General features: G+C 69.5%; 10 protein-coding genes and 2 pseudogenes. 8 read left to right on the top strand and 4 right to left on the bottom strand.

The window, feature by feature from the left end; translation table 11 throughout:
* Positions 1-124 precede the first annotated feature (124 nt).
* The 4 genes and pseudogenes from ACZ39I_RS18900 (at position 125) to ACZ39I_RS18885 (ending at position 4,034) form a co-directional block, all read left to right on the top strand.
* Complete coding sequence (locus tag ACZ39I_RS18900; protein ID WP_467245484.1) at positions 125-1,408, top strand: MFS transporter; 1,284 nt, start codon at positions 125-127, stop codon at positions 1,406-1,408.
* A gap of 24 nt (positions 1,409-1,432) precedes the next feature.
* Positions 1,433-2,905, top strand: coding sequence for an arabinose isomerase (locus ACZ39I_RS18895; RefSeq protein WP_467245483.1), 1,473 nt, complete (start codon positions 1,433-1,435; stop codon positions 2,903-2,905).
* 42 nt (positions 2,906-2,947) lie between these two features.
* A pseudogene (locus ACZ39I_RS18890) lies at positions 2,948-3,277 on the top strand (ATP-binding cassette domain-containing protein); the annotation flags it as partial.
* 148 nt (positions 3,278-3,425) lie between these two features.
* Positions 3,426-4,034 carry an ATP-binding cassette domain-containing protein gene (locus ACZ39I_RS18885; protein WP_467245482.1) on the top strand — a complete coding sequence of 203 codons (609 nt, stop codon included), beginning with the start codon at positions 3,426-3,428 and terminating at the stop codon, positions 4,032-4,034.
* 24 nt (positions 4,035-4,058) lie between these two features.
* Here the strand turns inward: ACZ39I_RS18885 and ACZ39I_RS18880 are convergent, their stop codons facing one another.
* The 3 genes from ACZ39I_RS18880 to ACZ39I_RS18870 all read right to left on the bottom strand — a co-directional run bounded on the left by ACZ39I_RS18880 (position 4,059) and on the right by ACZ39I_RS18870 (position 6,540).
* A complete protein-coding gene (locus ACZ39I_RS18880) occupies positions 4,059-4,529 on the bottom strand; it encodes a carboxymuconolactone decarboxylase family protein (protein ID WP_467245481.1) in 471 nt (156 codons plus the stop codon).
* Positions 4,530-4,634: 105 nt separating this feature from the next.
* Positions 4,635-5,285, bottom strand: coding sequence for a restriction endonuclease (locus ACZ39I_RS18875; protein WP_467245702.1), 651 nt, complete (start codon positions 5,283-5,285; stop codon positions 4,635-4,637).
* 196 nt (positions 5,286-5,481) lie between these two features.
* Positions 5,482-6,540 carry a glycoside hydrolase family 5 protein gene (locus ACZ39I_RS18870; RefSeq protein ID WP_467245480.1) on the bottom strand — a complete coding sequence of 353 codons (1,059 nt, stop codon included), beginning with the start codon at positions 6,538-6,540 and terminating at the stop codon, positions 5,482-5,484.
* A 148-nt stretch (positions 6,541-6,688) separates the two neighbouring features.
* Between ACZ39I_RS18870 and ACZ39I_RS18865 the strand changes: the two genes are divergently transcribed.
* The 3 genes and pseudogenes from ACZ39I_RS18865 (at position 6,689) to ACZ39I_RS18855 (ending at position 9,625) form a co-directional block, all read left to right on the top strand.
* Entirely contained in the window at positions 6,689-7,735 is a 1,047-nt protein-coding gene (locus ACZ39I_RS18865) for a LacI family DNA-binding transcriptional regulator (RefSeq protein WP_467245700.1), read from the top strand.
* A 66-nt stretch (positions 7,736-7,801) separates the two neighbouring features.
* Positions 7,802-8,332, top strand: a pseudogene (locus ACZ39I_RS18860) (AAA family ATPase).
* Between the two features lie 33 nt (positions 8,333-8,365).
* Positions 8,366-9,625 (top strand): MFS transporter, encoded by a 1,260-nt coding sequence (locus ACZ39I_RS18855; RefSeq protein WP_467245479.1) that lies wholly within the window; start codon positions 8,366-8,368, stop codon positions 9,623-9,625.
* Between the two features lie 120 nt (positions 9,626-9,745).
* Here the strand turns inward: ACZ39I_RS18855 and icmF are convergent, their stop codons facing one another.
* Complete coding sequence (icmF, locus tag ACZ39I_RS18850) at positions 9,746-12,976, bottom strand: fused isobutyryl-CoA mutase/GTPase IcmF (RefSeq protein ID WP_467245478.1); 3,231 nt, start codon at positions 12,974-12,976, stop codon at positions 9,746-9,748.
* A 451-nt stretch (positions 12,977-13,427) separates the two neighbouring features.
* On the opposite strand from icmF, the gene ACZ39I_RS18845 reads away from it, so the two are divergent.
* A complete protein-coding gene (locus tag ACZ39I_RS18845) occupies positions 13,428-15,599 on the top strand; it encodes an MMPL family transporter (RefSeq protein ID WP_467245477.1) in 2,172 nt (723 codons plus the stop codon).
* Positions 15,600-15,722 lie beyond the last annotated feature (123 nt).

Raw genomic sequence — 15,722 nt, 5'->3', positions numbered from 1 at the left:
TTTCCACGGATGGCCGCATGACGTCTTGTTGGAACGTTTTTACCCTCCTATAGTCGCTGGACATCGGCCGAGAACAGCGACGTCCCCCTCCGCTCGGACCCCTCTCCCCAGACGGAGCCGCATCATGGCCCGAACCTCGCCTGCCCCGAACCAGCCGGAACCGCCCATCGAGAAGCGCCTGTGGAAGGTCGCGACCCTCTCCGGCATGGCGTCCTACCTGGATGCCGCACTCATCGTCAGCATCGGTGTCAACCTGGCCATCTACCGCGACGCCTACGACATGGGCGTCTGGATGGCCGGTGCGATCAGCGCGATCGTCACCATCTGCATCGCGGTCGGCTCCCTGGTCGGAGGACGTCTCGCCGACGTCTTCGGCCGCCGCCGCCTCTACAACCTGGACATCCTCTGTTACGCCGTCGGGGCGATCATCATCACGCTGGCGCCCGACGACATCACCCTGCTGGTGGGTGTCCTGCTCGCCGGTCTCGCGGCCGGTGCCGACCTGCCGACGTCCCTGGCCGTGGTCTCGGACGCGTCCCCCGACCACGCCCGCGGACGGCTCATCGCCTTCACACAGGTCATGTGGATGCTGGGCATCATCGTCGTGGTCTTCGTCGGCTTCGCCCTGTCGGACACCGGCATGCTCGGGGCCCGCCTCATCACCGGCCATCTGGCGGTCGCCGCGCTGGTCACCTGGCATCTGCGCGCCCGGCTGGAACTGGCCACCGGGCCGGATCCGGAGCAGGACCAGGTCCCGGCCGAGCAGGGCGTCGCGCTGAAGAACGTCTGGACCCGGGCCGCTCTGGTGCCGATGCTCGCGACCTTCGCCTTCTACGTCACCTGGGGTCTGGGCGCCAACACCATGGGCCAGTTCACGACGTATCTGCTGGTCACCGTCAGCGGTGCCTCGCAGAGCGTGGCGACCGGCATCAATCTCGCCTGTCTCCCGATCGGTCTGGTGCTGACGCTCGCCTTCGTCCGGATCGCCGACGGCCCGCGGCGCGACCGGATGTTCTACGTCGCCACCGTCGTGCAGATCGCGGCCTTCGCCATCGCCTCGCTCACCCTGGGCGCCATCGTCGGCTTCCTGGTCTTCTACATCCTGTACCAGCTGTCCTATCCCTTCGCGGGCGAGGCCAACTACAAGGTGTGGTCGCAGCTGACGCTGCCCGCGGAGACCCGGGGCACCACGCAGGGGATCACCTACGCCGTCTCGCGCGGGGTCTTCGCGGGCGTCGCGTTCGTCACGCCCGCGCTGCTCGACCGGAGCCCCAGCCTGCTGCTCTGGGTGATCACCGGCTGCATGGCGCTGTCGGCCGTCGCGGGTCTCTACATCGTGCGTGTCCTCGTTCCCCGCTCGTCCGCGGCCGCCACCGCGCCGGCGGACCTGAAGGTCGCGCAGGCCTGAACCGAATCCGAAGGAGCGCCGACCATGGCGACGACCGAATCCACCACGACGTACGCCGGTGAACGGGAGGCCGGTCTGGGCGAGTTGCTCCCGCCCGTGACCCGGCGCCGCCCGCGGATCGGGCTGGTCTCCGGCGGGCTCGGCACGTACTGGCCGCAGTTCCCCGGACTGCTGCCCCAGTTGAAGGAGTCGGCGGCCTATGTCGCCGAGCGGCTGGGGCAGTTGGACGCGGAGGTGACGGACGCCGGGTTCGTCTCCGACGCACAGGAGGGCGCGGCCGCCGCCGAACGGCTCCGGCAGGTGGACTGCGATCTGATCGTGCTGTTCCTGACGACCTATCTGACCTCGTCGATGGTGCTGCCGATCGCGCAGCGCACGCACACACCGGTGCTGGTCGTCGACCTCCAGCCGTCCGAGCGGATGGACCACGCCTCCTTCGACACCGGCGACTGGCTGGCGTACTGCTCGCAGTGCTCGGTGCCGGAGGTCGGCAACGTCTTCCGCCGGGCCGGTATCCCCTTCCGGTCGGTGTCGGGCTGGCTGCGGCAGGAGTCGGCGTGGCGGCGCATCGAGCGGTGGGTGCGGGCCGCGCACGTCCGGGCCGCGCTCCGGCACGCCCGGCACGGACTCATGGGGCATGTGTATCCCGGGATGCTCGACGTGCAGACCGATCCGACGCTGCTGTCGGCGACGTTCGGCTCGCACGTCGAGGTGCTGGAGTTCGACGATCTGCGGCATCGGGTGGAGAAGGTGACGGAGGCTCAGACCCGGGAGCGGGTGGAGCTCGCCCGGCGGATCTTCACCGTGGACGACAGCGTGGTCGACGAGGACTTCGCGTGGGGCGCGACCGTGTCGGTGGCTCTCGACCGGCTGGTGGAGGACTTCGGCCTCGACACCCTCGCGTACTACCACCGGGGGCTCGACGGCGAGCAGCACGAGCGGCTGGGCGCGGGCATGATCCTGGGTGCCTCGCTGCTCACCGCCCGGGGTGTGCCCGCAGCCGGTGAGTTCGAACTGCGCACCAGTCTCGCTCAGTTGGCCTCGCAGAGCGTCGGCGCCGGGGGCTCCTTCACGGAGATCCAGGCACTGAACTTCGAGGACGGGGTGGTGGAGATGGGCCATGACGGACCCGCCCACCTCGCGCTGAGCGCCCGCGATCCGCTGCTGCGCGGCCTCGGTGTCTATCACGGCAAGCGCGGCTGGGGTGTCAGCGTGGAGTTCGACGTCCGGCACGGCCCGGTGACCCTGCTGGGCCTCGGCCAGGACGCCGACGGCAGCCTGTCGTTCATCACCTCCGAGGGCACGGTCGTCCCCGGGCCGCTGCTGGAGATCGGCAACACCACCAGCAGGGTGGACTTCGGGCGGGACCCCGGTGAGTGGGTGGACGCGTGGAGCGCAACGGGGGTCGGGCACCACTGGTCACTGGCAGTGGGTCACCACGGCGCCGATTTCGGGGCCGCGGCGAGTCTGCTGGGGATCGATCACCGGGAGGTCTAGGGCCCTTCTGATGGATCTCCGTGGAAGACGGAGCGGCGTTCGGTGCGTGCGGTGAGCGTGCGTGCCGGGCGTCGCGACACCGCGGCGGCAGAGGACATCGTGGCGGTGGACACGGACGCACCGCCCGCCGGAGAGGTCCTCCTGAGGGCCACGGGCGTCACCAAGCACTACCCCGTGCGCGGAAGGCGTCGTCAGGTGCTGCGTGCCGTCGACGGGGTCTCCCTGGCGGTGCGTGGCGGTGAGACCCTCGGCGTCGTCGGGGAGTCCGGCTGCGGCAAGTCCGCGCTCGGCCGGTGTCTGGTCCGGCTCACCGAACTCACAGGCGGGCGTGTCGAGTTCGACGGGCAGGACATCTCGAGGTTGTCCGCGCGACGGCTGCGTCCGGTACGGCCGGGCATCCAACTGGTCTTCCAGGACCCGACCCGCAGCCCCGCTCAACCCCCGCCGTCGCGCCGGGGACATCGTGGCCGAACCGCTGCTGGTGCACCGGTAGGGCAACGGGTCAGCGGTCCGCCGCAGAGTGCGGGAGCTCTCCGACGTCGTAGGGCTGGCGGCGGCCCATCTGGACCGCTACCCGCACGAGTTCTCCGGCGGTCAGCGCCAACGGATCGGTACCGCCCGCGCCTTGGCGACGAATCCGAAGCTGATCGTGGCCGACGAGCCGGTGTCCGCGCTGGATGTGTCGATCCAGGCGCAGGTGCCGAACCTCTTCGCCGATCTCCAGGAGGAGTTCGGTCTCACGTACGTCTTCATCGCGCACGATCTCGGCGTGGTCCGTCATGTGTCGGACCGGATCGCCGTCATGTATCTCGGTGAGATCGTCGAGCTCGCCGGCACGGAGTCGTTGTCCTCGGATCCGGCCCATCCGTACACGCAGGCCCTGCTGTCGGCGGTGCCGGACATCGACGACGGGACGTTCGCGGAGGACGGGCCGCCCCGGGAGCGCATCGTGCTGACCGGTGAGGTGCCCAGTCCGGCGGAGAAGCCGACGTGGAACCCCCGCGGCTCACGGCGAACGCCTCCGGCCGTCAGGTGGCCTGTCACTACCCGCTCGCCGGTTGACGTGGTGAGGTCGGGCCCGGGGTCTGCAGCCCCCGGGCCGGTCACCCGGCCGTCAGGTCCTCAGTAGGTCCTCAGGTTCAGGTCCTCAGGTTCAGCCGAACTGACCGACCACGTAGTCGCCGGCCGGCTGCTGGGTCATGACGTTCAGCCGGTTGAAGGCGTTGATGACGGCGATCAGGGAGACCAGCGCGAGGAGTTGGTCCTCGTCGTAGTACTTGGCTGCGTTCTCCCAGACCTCGTCCGAGACGCCGGTCCCGTCGGCGAGGCGGGTGCCGTGCTCCGCCAGCTCCAGCGCGGCCCGCTCGGCCTCGGTGAAGACCTTGGCCTCACGCCACGCGGCGACCATGTGGAGACGCTGCGCGGTCTCGCCCGCGGCGGCGGCCTCCTTGGTGTGCATGTCGAGGCAGAACCCGCAGCCGTTGATCTGGCTCGCGCGGATCTTCACCAGTTCCTGGGTCGTCATCGGCAGTCCCGAGTCCGTGACCACCTTGCCCGCGGAGGCGAAGTGCTTCAGCAGCTTGCCGGCGAGCGGGCTGGCGAAGACGTCGAGTCGGGCTTCCATGGTGTGCTCCTTCTGCCGTTGTCGATGGCTACACACCTATGACCGAATGGACCGGCGGATTGTGACAGGCTCAGATGTGACCTACGTCTCCCTGGGACGGGTCCCCTAGCCGCCGTACGCCTTCTTCCAGCGGGCCCGATGCCGGGCGTCGCCCTGGCCACGGCCGTTCACCGGGCCCAGCGACACGAGGGAGGCCCCGTTGTTCCACAGGCCGAGGAGGTCGCGGTGCACGGCGAGGATGTCGTGCTCCACCGCGAACCTCTCGGAGGGGCCGGTGAAGCGGGAGGTCGTCACGAACACGGCCACGTCGGCGCGGAAGTGCACCCGGGCACCCAGCAGATCACGCAGCTCGCGGTTCGGGATCGCCCTGCTCGGTGCGTACCGCTTGCACTGGACGACCATCGTGCGGCCGTCCGGCAGCCGCCCGAGAACATCGGCGCCGTTGTCGCCCGCGCCGCCCACCCGGCGGACCTCGGTGCACCCGTCCCGTCGGCACAGCCCCGCGACCAGTTCCTCGAACTCGGTGCCCGTCATGACGTCCACCTCGGCGAGAGTCCGGCGGCCCGCCTCCACCGCGTCCTCCTGACGCCAGCGGCGGTCCCGGCCGCGCAGCAGCCGGTCCGTCCGCCACAGCCACCACCCGATCGCCCCGGCGACACCGACCAGCAGGAAACCCAACAGATACGGCCACACGCTCGCCCAGAACACCACCAGGAGGACCAGCGCCACCGCGCCGCCCCCCGCGGCCCACTTGATCCTCAGCGCCCGCTGCCTGCGAGCGGCCGTACCCCGTCGACGCCTGGCCACGGCGGCCTCCCCCCGGTGTCCCTGTCCAGGAGTCTGGGCAGTGCGGGAGGGCGTGGAAAGGGCGCGAGTCGGCCATGTCCGAACGGCCGCCGTGGACAACGGCCAGCCGCGGTACCGGAAGGCACCGCGGCCGCCGGGGAACGGGTCAGCCCTTGACGGGCTTGCCGCGGCCCCAGGCCCAGGCGAGGCGGTCGGCGCCCGACTGGTTGGTGGTCTCCAGCCACGGCTTGCTGGGCGGCCCGACGAGCTTCTGCACCGAGTAGATGTCGTCGGTGCGCAGGCCCGGCCAGTACACCGAACCCATCTTCAGCTCGCGGAAGGTGTCGGTGACGGCCTGGATGAAGTTGACGAAGTTGTCGTCCGGGGTCTTCACGTTGTAGTTCAGACCGGTCGTCATCGGCGCGCCGAACTCGTCCGCCACGGTCCGGTTCGCGCAGTCGCCGATGCGGACCTTCAGGTCGGCCACCCACTCGTCGTAGGTGGCGTACGACTTCCAGAAGCCGTAGTGGTGCAGCGACAGGTAGGTGCCCTTCAGGCGCGGGTCGGCACAGACCGTGGTGACGTGATCGTTGTAGCCGGCGCCGCTGACGAAGACGCGGTTGCGCGGCACCGACTTGTAGGTGTTCAGCCACTTCGCGGCGATGTCGGCCCACTGGGTGTCCGTGTAGCCGTGCGGTTCGTTCATCGGCTCGAAGTAGACCCGGGAGTTGTTCTTGTAGGCCTTGACAACGGTGTTCCACATCGGCCAGTAGGTGGCCTCGTCGTCGATGAAGCCGTCCTTGCGGTCGCCCGTGCCCTCCCAGTAGGACACGATGACCTTGAAGCCCTGGGCGGTCGCTGCGTCTATGACGCCCCGGTACGACTTCCAGTAGGAGCCGTTGACGGTGTACGGGTTGATCGGCAACCGGACGGTGTTGGCGCCGAGGTTCGCGCGGAACGCCGAGATGATGCGGCTCGCCTTGGTGTACGTCTGGGCGTAGGTGTCGGTGGTCGACAGTCCCGACAGCTGGAGCTCGTCGTCGGCGAAGTTGTCGCGCGGGTCAGCCCAGTTGACGCCCTTGAACTGGGTCGTGTCGGTGGTCGGCGCGGCGGCGGAGGCGGGGCTGCCGGTGAGGGTGGCGCCGCTGACCGCGGCGATCGCGAGGGCGACGAGGGAGGAGCGCAGCCTCGGGGCGCGACGGGTGCTGACGGGGGTCTTGCGCATCGACCAAACCCTTTCGGAATGACAGCATGTTTACGTAAACATGACGGCGCCGGAATCGTGGCATCCGCCTCGGCGACCGTCAAGGTTTCCCACACGTAACATCCGGTGCGACACGCAACACGTTCGTGTGCGGACGAAGGAGGCAGCAGTGGTGGAGCGGGGCGGTTCCGGTGTCCCCGGAGGCCGGCGCAAGCAGCGCGTGTCCATGGCCGACGTGGCCAAGCTCGCGGGCGTCTCCTCGCAGACCGTTTCGCGGGTCGCCAACGGTCAGCCCGGGGTGATCGACTCCACGCGCGAGCAGGTGCTGGCGGCGATGCGGGAACTGGGGTACCGGCCCAACAGTGCCGCGCGGGCGCTGCGGTACGGCCAGTTCAACACCATCGGCGTGATCCTGTTCAGCCTGTCCTCCACGGGCAACAGCCGGACGGTAGAGGCGATCGCCACCCACGCGGCGGCCGAGGGGTACGCGATCACCCTGATCCCCATCGACGTCCCGACGCAGGACAACGTCCTGGGCGCCTTCACGCGCATGGGCGAGCTGGCCGTCGACGCGGTCATCGTCATCATGGAGATCCATCTCCTCGACACCGGGACGGTGCAGCTGCCACCCGGGGTGCATGTCGTCGTGGTGGACTCCGACGCCGGCGACCGCTACAGCGTGGTCGACACCGACCAGGCCGACGGCGCGCGGCAGGCTGTACAGCATCTGCTCGACCTGGGCCATCACACCGTGTGGCACGTGACCGGCCCCCAGGAGTCCTTCGCGGGGCAGCGCCGGGCCCAGGCCTGGCGTGCGGTGCTGCGGGAGGCCGGGCGGCCGGTGCCGCCCGCGCTGTACGGGGACTGGTCGGCCGAGTCCGGTTACGCCGCCGGGCTGGTGCTCGCCGAACCGCCGGACTGCACGGCGGTGTTCGCCGCCAACGACCAGATGGCGCTGGGCCTGCTGCGCGCCTTCCACGAACGGGGGCTGTCCGTGCCGTACGACGTCAGCGTGGTCGGTTTCGACGACATCCCCGACGCGGCGTTCTTCGTGCCGCCGCTCACCACCGTCCACCAGGACTTCGCGGAGGTGGGCCATCGCTGCGTCCAGAAGGTGCTTCAGCAGATCCGCGCGGGCGGAACCGGACAGCCCGGCACCGACCTCGTCCCGACCCGCCTGGTGGTGAGGTCGAGCACCGCGTCACCGCGGGGGTGAGTGGGGGGCGGATCTTCGTGCATGATCCGACCAGGTGTGCTGTACGCGAGGACCGGGGGTTCGGCTGTGATCGTGTGGGTGAACGGGGCGTTCGGCAGCGGCAAGACGACGCTCGTGGAGGAACTGCGGGCACGGTGGCCCGAGGCGCTGGTCTTCGACCCGGAGATGGTCGGCTATGTGCTGCGCGAGATCGTGGACGTGCCGACCGGTGACTTCCAGGACCTCCCGCTGTAGCGGCGGCAGGTCGCCCACCTGGCCGTCGGCCTGGTCCAGGAGTACCGACGCCCGGTCCTGGTCCCCATGACACTGGTGAACCCGGCCTATCTGGACGAGGTCTTCGGCGCTCTGAAGGACGCGGACGTCGTCGTCCACCACTTCTTCCTCAAGGTCGCGCCCGACGTCCTGGCTCGGCGGATCGACGCCCGGAGCTTCTTCCCCGACGACCCGGCCAGGGAGGAGCGGGTGCGGGCATGGTGCAAGGCCCGCATCGAGGCCTGTACGGCTGCGGTCGACACCCTGCCCGGCGACACGGTGTTCCTCGACGGCGAGTCGACCCCCCGGGAACTGGCCGACCACGTGCTCGTCCGCGTTGGTTGACCTTGCCCCAAGGGGAGCCCGCAGCATCGCTGCATGGTGCGGAGCAGACGGCTGCTGGTCGACGTCGGGCCGCTGCGGACGGGCGCGTTCCGGCGGTTGTGGGTGGCGGGGATCGTGACCGCCCTCGGGGCTCAACTGACCGCGGTTGTCGTGCCGTTGCAGATCTACGAGGTCTCCGGTTCGTCGGCCTGGGTGGGTCTGGCCGGTCTGGTGGGCCTCGCCCCGATGGCCGCGGCGGCACTGTGGGCAGGGGCGCTCGCCGACGTACGCGACCGGCGGCGCGTGCTGCTGACGACCACGATCGGCGTCGGGGTGACGTCGTTGCTGCTGTGGGCGCAGGCGTGGGCGAATCTGCGGTCGGTCGCTGTACTGCTCGTGCTGGTCGGTGCCCAACAGGCCCTGTTCGGTGCCCACTCCACGGTGAGCAGGGCCGTGACACCGCGTCTGGTGCGGCCCGGGCTGCTTCCCGCCGCCAACGCGCTGCAGTCGATGGCCTTCCTGTCGGCCGGGATCGCCGGACCGCTGCTGGCCGGCGGCCTGCTCCCGGTCGTGGGGAGCCGGACGCTGTACCTGGCGGACGCCGTCGCCGTCTGCGCGACGGTATGGGCGGTGTGGCGGCTGCCGGCTCTACCCCCGGTCGGCGGCGGTGAGCGACAACAGGGCGCGGTTCTGCGGCAGATAGCGGACGGGGCACGGTTCGTGACGAAACGTCAGGTACTACGGACGGTCTATCTCTGCGACTTCGCCGCCCTGACCCTCGGTCTGCCCACGGCGCTGTTCCCGCAACTGGCGGCGGAGACCTTCCATCCGTCGGACATCGGGGTGTTGTACGCCGCCGTCTCGGCCGGGGGTGTGCTGGCGGGGTTGTTCTCCGGGGCCTTCGCGCGCGTTCACCGCCACGGTGTGGCGGTGGCGGTGTCGGTCGGGCTGTGGGGCCTGGCGGTGGCGGGGTTCGGGTCGGCCCACTCGCTGCCCGCCGCGGTGGTGTGGCTGCTGCCGGCCGGCGGTGCGCTCCTCGCCCTGGGCGTGTTCCGGAAGACGGTGCTGCAGACGGCCGTTCCCGACGGGATGCGCGGCCGGCTCCAGGGGATCGACACGGTGGTGGCGGTCGGAGGACCACGGCTGGGCGACCTCCTGCACGGCACGGTCGGCGCCGCCCTCGGTGTCACCTGGACCGTCATGGGCGGCGGCGTCCTGACCGTCGTGGCGGCACTCGCCCTCCTCCTGTTCTTCCCGGGGTTCCGGCGCCATCGGGCACCGGACGGGAGCGAACAGGAGGCGCTCGGCGAGTGAGTCACACTTCGGGGTCGGCGGCAAGGAGTTGCATCCGCCGCCCCATGAACTCCCGTGCCCCCGACTCAGGGTGGCCGGGGCGGGCCGGCGCTGCTCCCAGCCCTCCCATGACGGTCGTCCTCAGACGTTGCGGCGGTACTGGCCACCCACCTCGAAGAAGGCCTCCGTGATCTGCTGGAGGGAGCAGACGCGGGTGGCGTCCATGAGGACGGCGAAGACGTTCTCGCCGCGTACCGCCGCGTCCTTGAGGGCGTCCAGGGCGGCCCGGGCCTCCTCGTGGTGGCGGGCGTGGAAGTCACGTACGCGTGCCAGCTGGGACTGCTTCTCCTCCTCGGTGGCCCGGGCGAGTTCGACGACGCCGGGCTGGGCGGTGTCGGCGTGGGGGTTGCGGAAGGTGTTGACGCCGACCAGGGGCAGGGAGCCGTCGTGCTTGCGCTGTTCGTAGAGCATCGACTCGTCCTGGATGCGGCCGCGCTGGTAGCCGGTCTCCATCGCGCCTAGCACACCGCCGCGTTCGTTGATCCGCTCGAACTCCTGGAGCACGGCCTCCTCGACCAGGTCGGTGAGTTCGTCGATGATGAACGACCCCTGGAGCGGGTTCTCGTTCATCGCCAGGCCCCACTCCCGGTTGATGATCAACTGGATGGCCAGGGCCCGGCGTACGGACTCCTCGGTGGGGGTGGTGACGGCCTCGTCGTAGGCGTTGGTGTGCAGGCTGTTGCAGTTGTCGTAGATGGCGATCAGGGCCTGGAGCGTGGTGCGGATGTCGTTGAAGTCCATCTCCTGCGCGTGCAGGGAGCGCCCGGAGGTCTGGACGTGGTACTTCAGCTTCTGGCTGCGCTCCCCCGCGCCGTACTTCTCCTTCATCGCCACCGCCCAGATACGACGGGCAACCCGGCCGAGGACCGAGTACTCGGGGTCCATGCCGTTGGAGAAGAAGAACGACAGGTTGGGGGCGAAGTCGTCGACGCGCATGCCGCGCGCGAGGTACGCCTCGACGTAGGTGAAGCCGTTGGCGAGGGTGAAGGCGAGCTGACTGATGGGGTTCGCGCCGGCTTCGGCGATGTGGTAGCCGGAGATGGACACCGAGTAGAAGTTGCGGACCTGGTGGGCGATGAACCACTCCTGGATGTCGGCCATCATCCGCAGGCTGAACTCGGTGGAGAACAGGCAGGTGTTCTGGCCCTGGTCCTCCTTGAGGATGTCGGCCTGCACGGTGCCGCGCACGTTCGCCAGCGCGTGTGCGCGCAGCTCGGCCGCCTCGTCGGGTGAGGGGTCGCGGCCCTCCTCGGCGCGGAACCGCTCGATCTGCTGGTCGACCGCGGTGTTGAGGAAGAACGCCAGGACCGCCGGCGCGGGACCGTTGATCGTCATGGAGACCGAGGTCGTGGGCGCCACCAGATCGAAGCCGTCGTAGAGCGCCTTCATGTCCTCCAGGGTGGCCACCGAGACGCCGGAGGTGCCGACCTTGCCGTAGATGTCGGGGCGCTCGTCGGGGTCACGGCCGTAGAGAGTCACCGAGTCGAAGGCAGTGGACAGGCGGGTCGCCGGCTGGCCCTGCGACAGGAGCTTGAAGCGACGGTTGGTGCGGAACGGGTCGCCCTCGCCGGCGAACATGCGCGCCGGGTCCTCGCCGTCGCGCTTGAAGGGGAACACCCCTGCCGTGAAGGGGAAGTGACCCGGCAGGTTCTCGTTCCGCCAGAACCGCACCAGCTCGCCGTGGTCGGTGAAACGGGGCAGGGCGACGCGGGAGATCTTGTTGCCCGACAGGGACTCGCGGGTCAGCTTGGTGCGGATCTCACGGTCGCGGACCTTCACGACCTGCTCGTCGCCGGAGTAGGAGGCGATGACGGCGGGCCAGTTCTCGATCTGCCGGACGATGTCATGCGGGAGGCGGGTGCGGGCGTCGTCGAGCAGCGCGTGCACGTTCGCGGCATCGGAGCCGGCGTCGGTGAGCTCGGCCCCGACCAGCTCCAGGCGCTGCACCCGCCGGGCCGCCTCGGCCAGCCGCTCGGTGTCGGCGTGGTAGGCCCGGACGGCCTCGGTGATCTCGGCGAGATAGCGCACCCGGTCCGGTGGAACCACCTGCCGGATACCGGAGGAGTGGCGTACGTCGACCCGCGGCAAGGAGCCCTCGGGCAGCGGCAGTCCCTTCTCCGCGAGAACGGCCGTGAGGTGCTGGTGGAGAGCGGTGACGCCGTCGTCGTTGAAGGTGGCCGCGGAGGTGCCGTAGACCGGCATGTCCTCGGGCCGCCGGCCGAACGCCTCACGGTTGCGGACCAGTTGGCGACCCACGTCCCGCAGGGCGTCCTTGGCGCCGCGCCGCTCGAACTTGTTGATCGCCACGACGTCGGCGAAGTCGAGCATGTCGATCTTCTCCAGCTGCGAGGCCGCACCGAACTCCGGCGTCATCACGTACAGGGAGGCGTCGACGAACGGCACGATCGCCGCGTCGCCCTGGCCGATGCCCGGCGTCTCCACGATCACCAGGTCGAACCCGGCGGCCTTCACGACGTCGATCACGTCGGAGAGGTGCTCGGGCAGCTCGCGGCTGCCGCGGGTGGCGAGGCTGCGGAAGAACACCCGGTCGCCGTCGAGGGAGTTCATCCGGATCCGGTCGCCGAGCAGTGCTCCGCCGCCTCTGCGCCGGGTCGGGTCGACCGCGATCACCGCGATGCGCAGGGTGTCGCGCTGGTCGACACGGAACCGGCGCACCAGTTCGTCGGTCAGCGACGACTTCCCCGAACCGCCGGTGCCGGTGATTCCGAGCACCGGCACCCGCCGCGTCGCCGCCGTAGCCCGTAGCTCCTGCCGGAACTCCTCGGACAGCTTGCCGAGTTCGGCGCCGGTGAGAGCGCGGGCGATGGCGAAGCGGTCGCCGGTCAGGACCGCGGTGAGGTCGGCCGGCTTGCCGTCCCAGAGGTCGAAGTCGCAGTCCTTGACGACCGTGTTCACCATTCCCGCGAGCCCGAGTCGCTGCCCGTCCTCGGGCGAGAAGATCGTCACCCCGCTCTCCCGGAGCCGGGCGATCTCCTCCGGCACGATCACCCCGCCACCGCCGCCCACCACCCGGATGTGTTCCGCGCCCTGCTTGCGGAGCGAGGCCACCAGGTACTCGAAGTACTCGACATGTCCGCCCTGATAGGACGAGACCGCCACGCCGTGCGCGTCCTCTTCGAGAGCCGCGTCCACGACCTCGCGCACGGATCGGTTGTGCCCGAGGTGGATGACTTCGGCGCCCTGCGACTGGAAGATCCGTCGCATGATGTTGATCGAGGCGTCGTGCCCGTCGAACAGCGCCGAGGCGGTGACCAGGCGGACGGGGTGGACGGGGCGATGCAGATCGCTCATGGCGGAGCCTTCCCGGAGCACATCGGAAGAACACGGGCTGAGAAAATAGTAGGACGTCCTAGTAAATATAGAGGGGTCCGGGTGACGAGAAGCACAGCGGCATGCGCATGGATGACGGACGGACCGGACGGACCGGATCCGGCCGCGGGCACCCGCCGGCGCCGAGCACCCCACCTGATGGTCCCGTTCGGCGCGCAAGAGGCGCGCAGGATGCGGTTCAGGCAGGCCATCGAGGGCGCCGCGGTCCCGGTCCCCCGCCTGGCCGACACATCGGCCGGTTCAACCTGACTCCCGGTCAAGCGATCTCGATCCTTGATCTCTACGATGAGAGCTCAAGACAACCATTCCGGCCGGTCCAACGGGGGGACCCTGAGGGACCGGCCGGGGGTCGCCGATGCCAGGGTCCGCTCCCCGGGCTGCGGTGATCTTCCTTCCCAGGAGGACCTTCCGCATGTTCCGAAGTATTGGCAACGCTGTCGTCCGACATCCCGTCTGGACGATCGTTGCGTGGTTGATCGCTGCTGTGGCGATCGTGGCCACCGCTCCGAGCCTGCCCTCGAACAGTGACGAGAGCAGTTTTCTCCCCAGAAGTTATGAGTCCATCAAAGCGGCGGAACTTCAGGAGAAGGCGTTCCCCAGCGCCTTCACCCCGTCCGCGATCGCGCTGTACAAGCGCACCGACGGCGGCAAGCTGACCGCCGCCGACCAGAAGGACGTCGCCCGGATCACCTCCGAGCTGGGCAAGAAGAAGATCGACCAGGTGCAGAAGGTGATCCCCGGCCAGCCGTCCTCCGACGGCAGGTACGCCCTGACCCTGGTCCAGATGGACAGCAAGAACGCCGGCCAGCCGAAGCAGGCCGACGCGGCCAAGGTGTTGCGCGACGACGTCAAACAACTGGCCAAGGGCACCAATCTCGACGTCAAGCTCGGCGGCTCCGCCGCCCAGGCCCTCGACCAGCAGGACTCGTCCAAGCGTGGTGAGGCGCTGATCGGTATCGGCACCTTCCTCATCATCCTGGTGACGCTGCTGATCATCTTCCGGGCACCGATCCTGGCCTTCCTGCCCCTGATCACGATCGGGTTGGTGTCGGCGATCGCGAACGGGCTGATCGCGTACGCCACCAAGCTGTTCGACCTCCAGGCCAACAGCTCGATCTCGTCGATCCTGATCGTGGTGCTCTTCGGCGTGGGCACCGACTACTTCCTGTTCCTGATGTTCCGCTACCGAGAACGTCTGCGACTCGGCGACGAACCGAAGCAGGCCATGATCAACGCCGTCGACCGGGTCGGCGAGGCCATCGCCTCCGCCGCCGGAGCGGTCATCATCGCCTTCCTCGCGCTGGTCCTGTCGACGCTGGGCTTCCTCAAGCAGATGGGTCCGGCGCTCGCGATCGCGGTCACCGTCACCCTGATCGCGGGCCTGACGCTGATCCCGGCCGTCGTCTCCCTCATCGGCCCGAAGGTGTTCTGGCCGTCCAAGTCCTGGCAACGCGAGCCGGAGAACGCCCGGTTCGCCGCCCTGGGCCGAGGCGTACGGAACCGTCCGGCGCTCACCGCCGGGCTCTCCGGGCTCATCCTGGTCGCGCTGTCGCTCGGGACGTTCGGCTACAACGCCACGTTCGACCTGGCGTCCGGCTCCATGCCCAAGACCAAGGAGTCGATGGTCGTCCAGGACGAGATGCAGAAGGCGTACTCGGCGGGTGCCGCCGCGCCGACCGACGTCTATCTGTCCAGCACCGACGGCAAGCCGATCGACACGACGGTCTTCGACGGGTACGTGAAGAAGCTCGGGGCCGTGGACGGCGTGGCGAACGCTCGCCTGTCGCAGTTGAACAAGGACGGCACGACCATCGACTTCACGGTCACCCTCAAGTACGAGGCGTCGACGGACAAGGCGATCGAGACGGTGGGCCGGGTCCGCGAGGTGGCGCACTCCGACGCCCCGGAGGGCACCGAGGCCGTGGTGGGCGGCATGTCCTCGATCTTCAAGGACATCGACACGGCGGTCAACCACGACTACCGGACGGTCTTCCCCGTCGCCGCCGCGCTGATCATGCTCATCCTGGGGCTGCTGCTGCGCAGCGTGGTCGCCCCCCTGTACCTGATGGCGTCGGTGGGCCTCGGCTTCGGCGCGACGCTCGGTGCCACGGTCTGGATCTTCCAGGAGGGCCAGGGACACTCGGGTCTGATGTTCATGCTGCCGGTGATCATGTATCTCTTCGTGGTCGCCATCGGCACGGACTACAACATCCTCATGATCGCCCGGCTGCGGGAGGAGGCCCGCGAGGGCCGCGAACCACGTGAGGCAGCCGGTATGGCGCTGCGGCACGCCGGTCCCACGGTGGCCGCGGCGGGCTTCATCCTGGCGGCGACCTTCGCCACGATGATGCTGGCGGGCAACGCACTGCTCACGGAGATGGGCTTCGCGGTCTCCTTCGGCATCGCCGTCGCCGCCTTCGTCATGGCGATGTTCTTCACGCCCAGCCTCACCGCCCTGATCGGCCACGCGGCCTGGTGGCCGGGGCACGCGGACCGGGCGAAGCAGCCAGCGACCGCGCCCGCACCGGTCTCCGGCGATGACCGCGACACCGCGGTGCAGGATCCGGCCGGTCGCCGCAACTGACGCCGAGGTGACGGGAGGGACGGCGTCCGCCGGGCCGCACGGCTCGGCGGACGCCGTCCCTTCGTCCGAGCTGCCGTCTCTTCCTCCCGAGTCACCCCCGCCCGGCCGGATGCGGCGGTTCTC

It is taken from the genome of Streptomyces sp. NPDC024687, assembly GCF_055559055.1.
The sequence above is the reverse complement of the archived record's forward strand: the minus strand, read 5'-3'. Positions and strand labels throughout refer to the sequence as shown.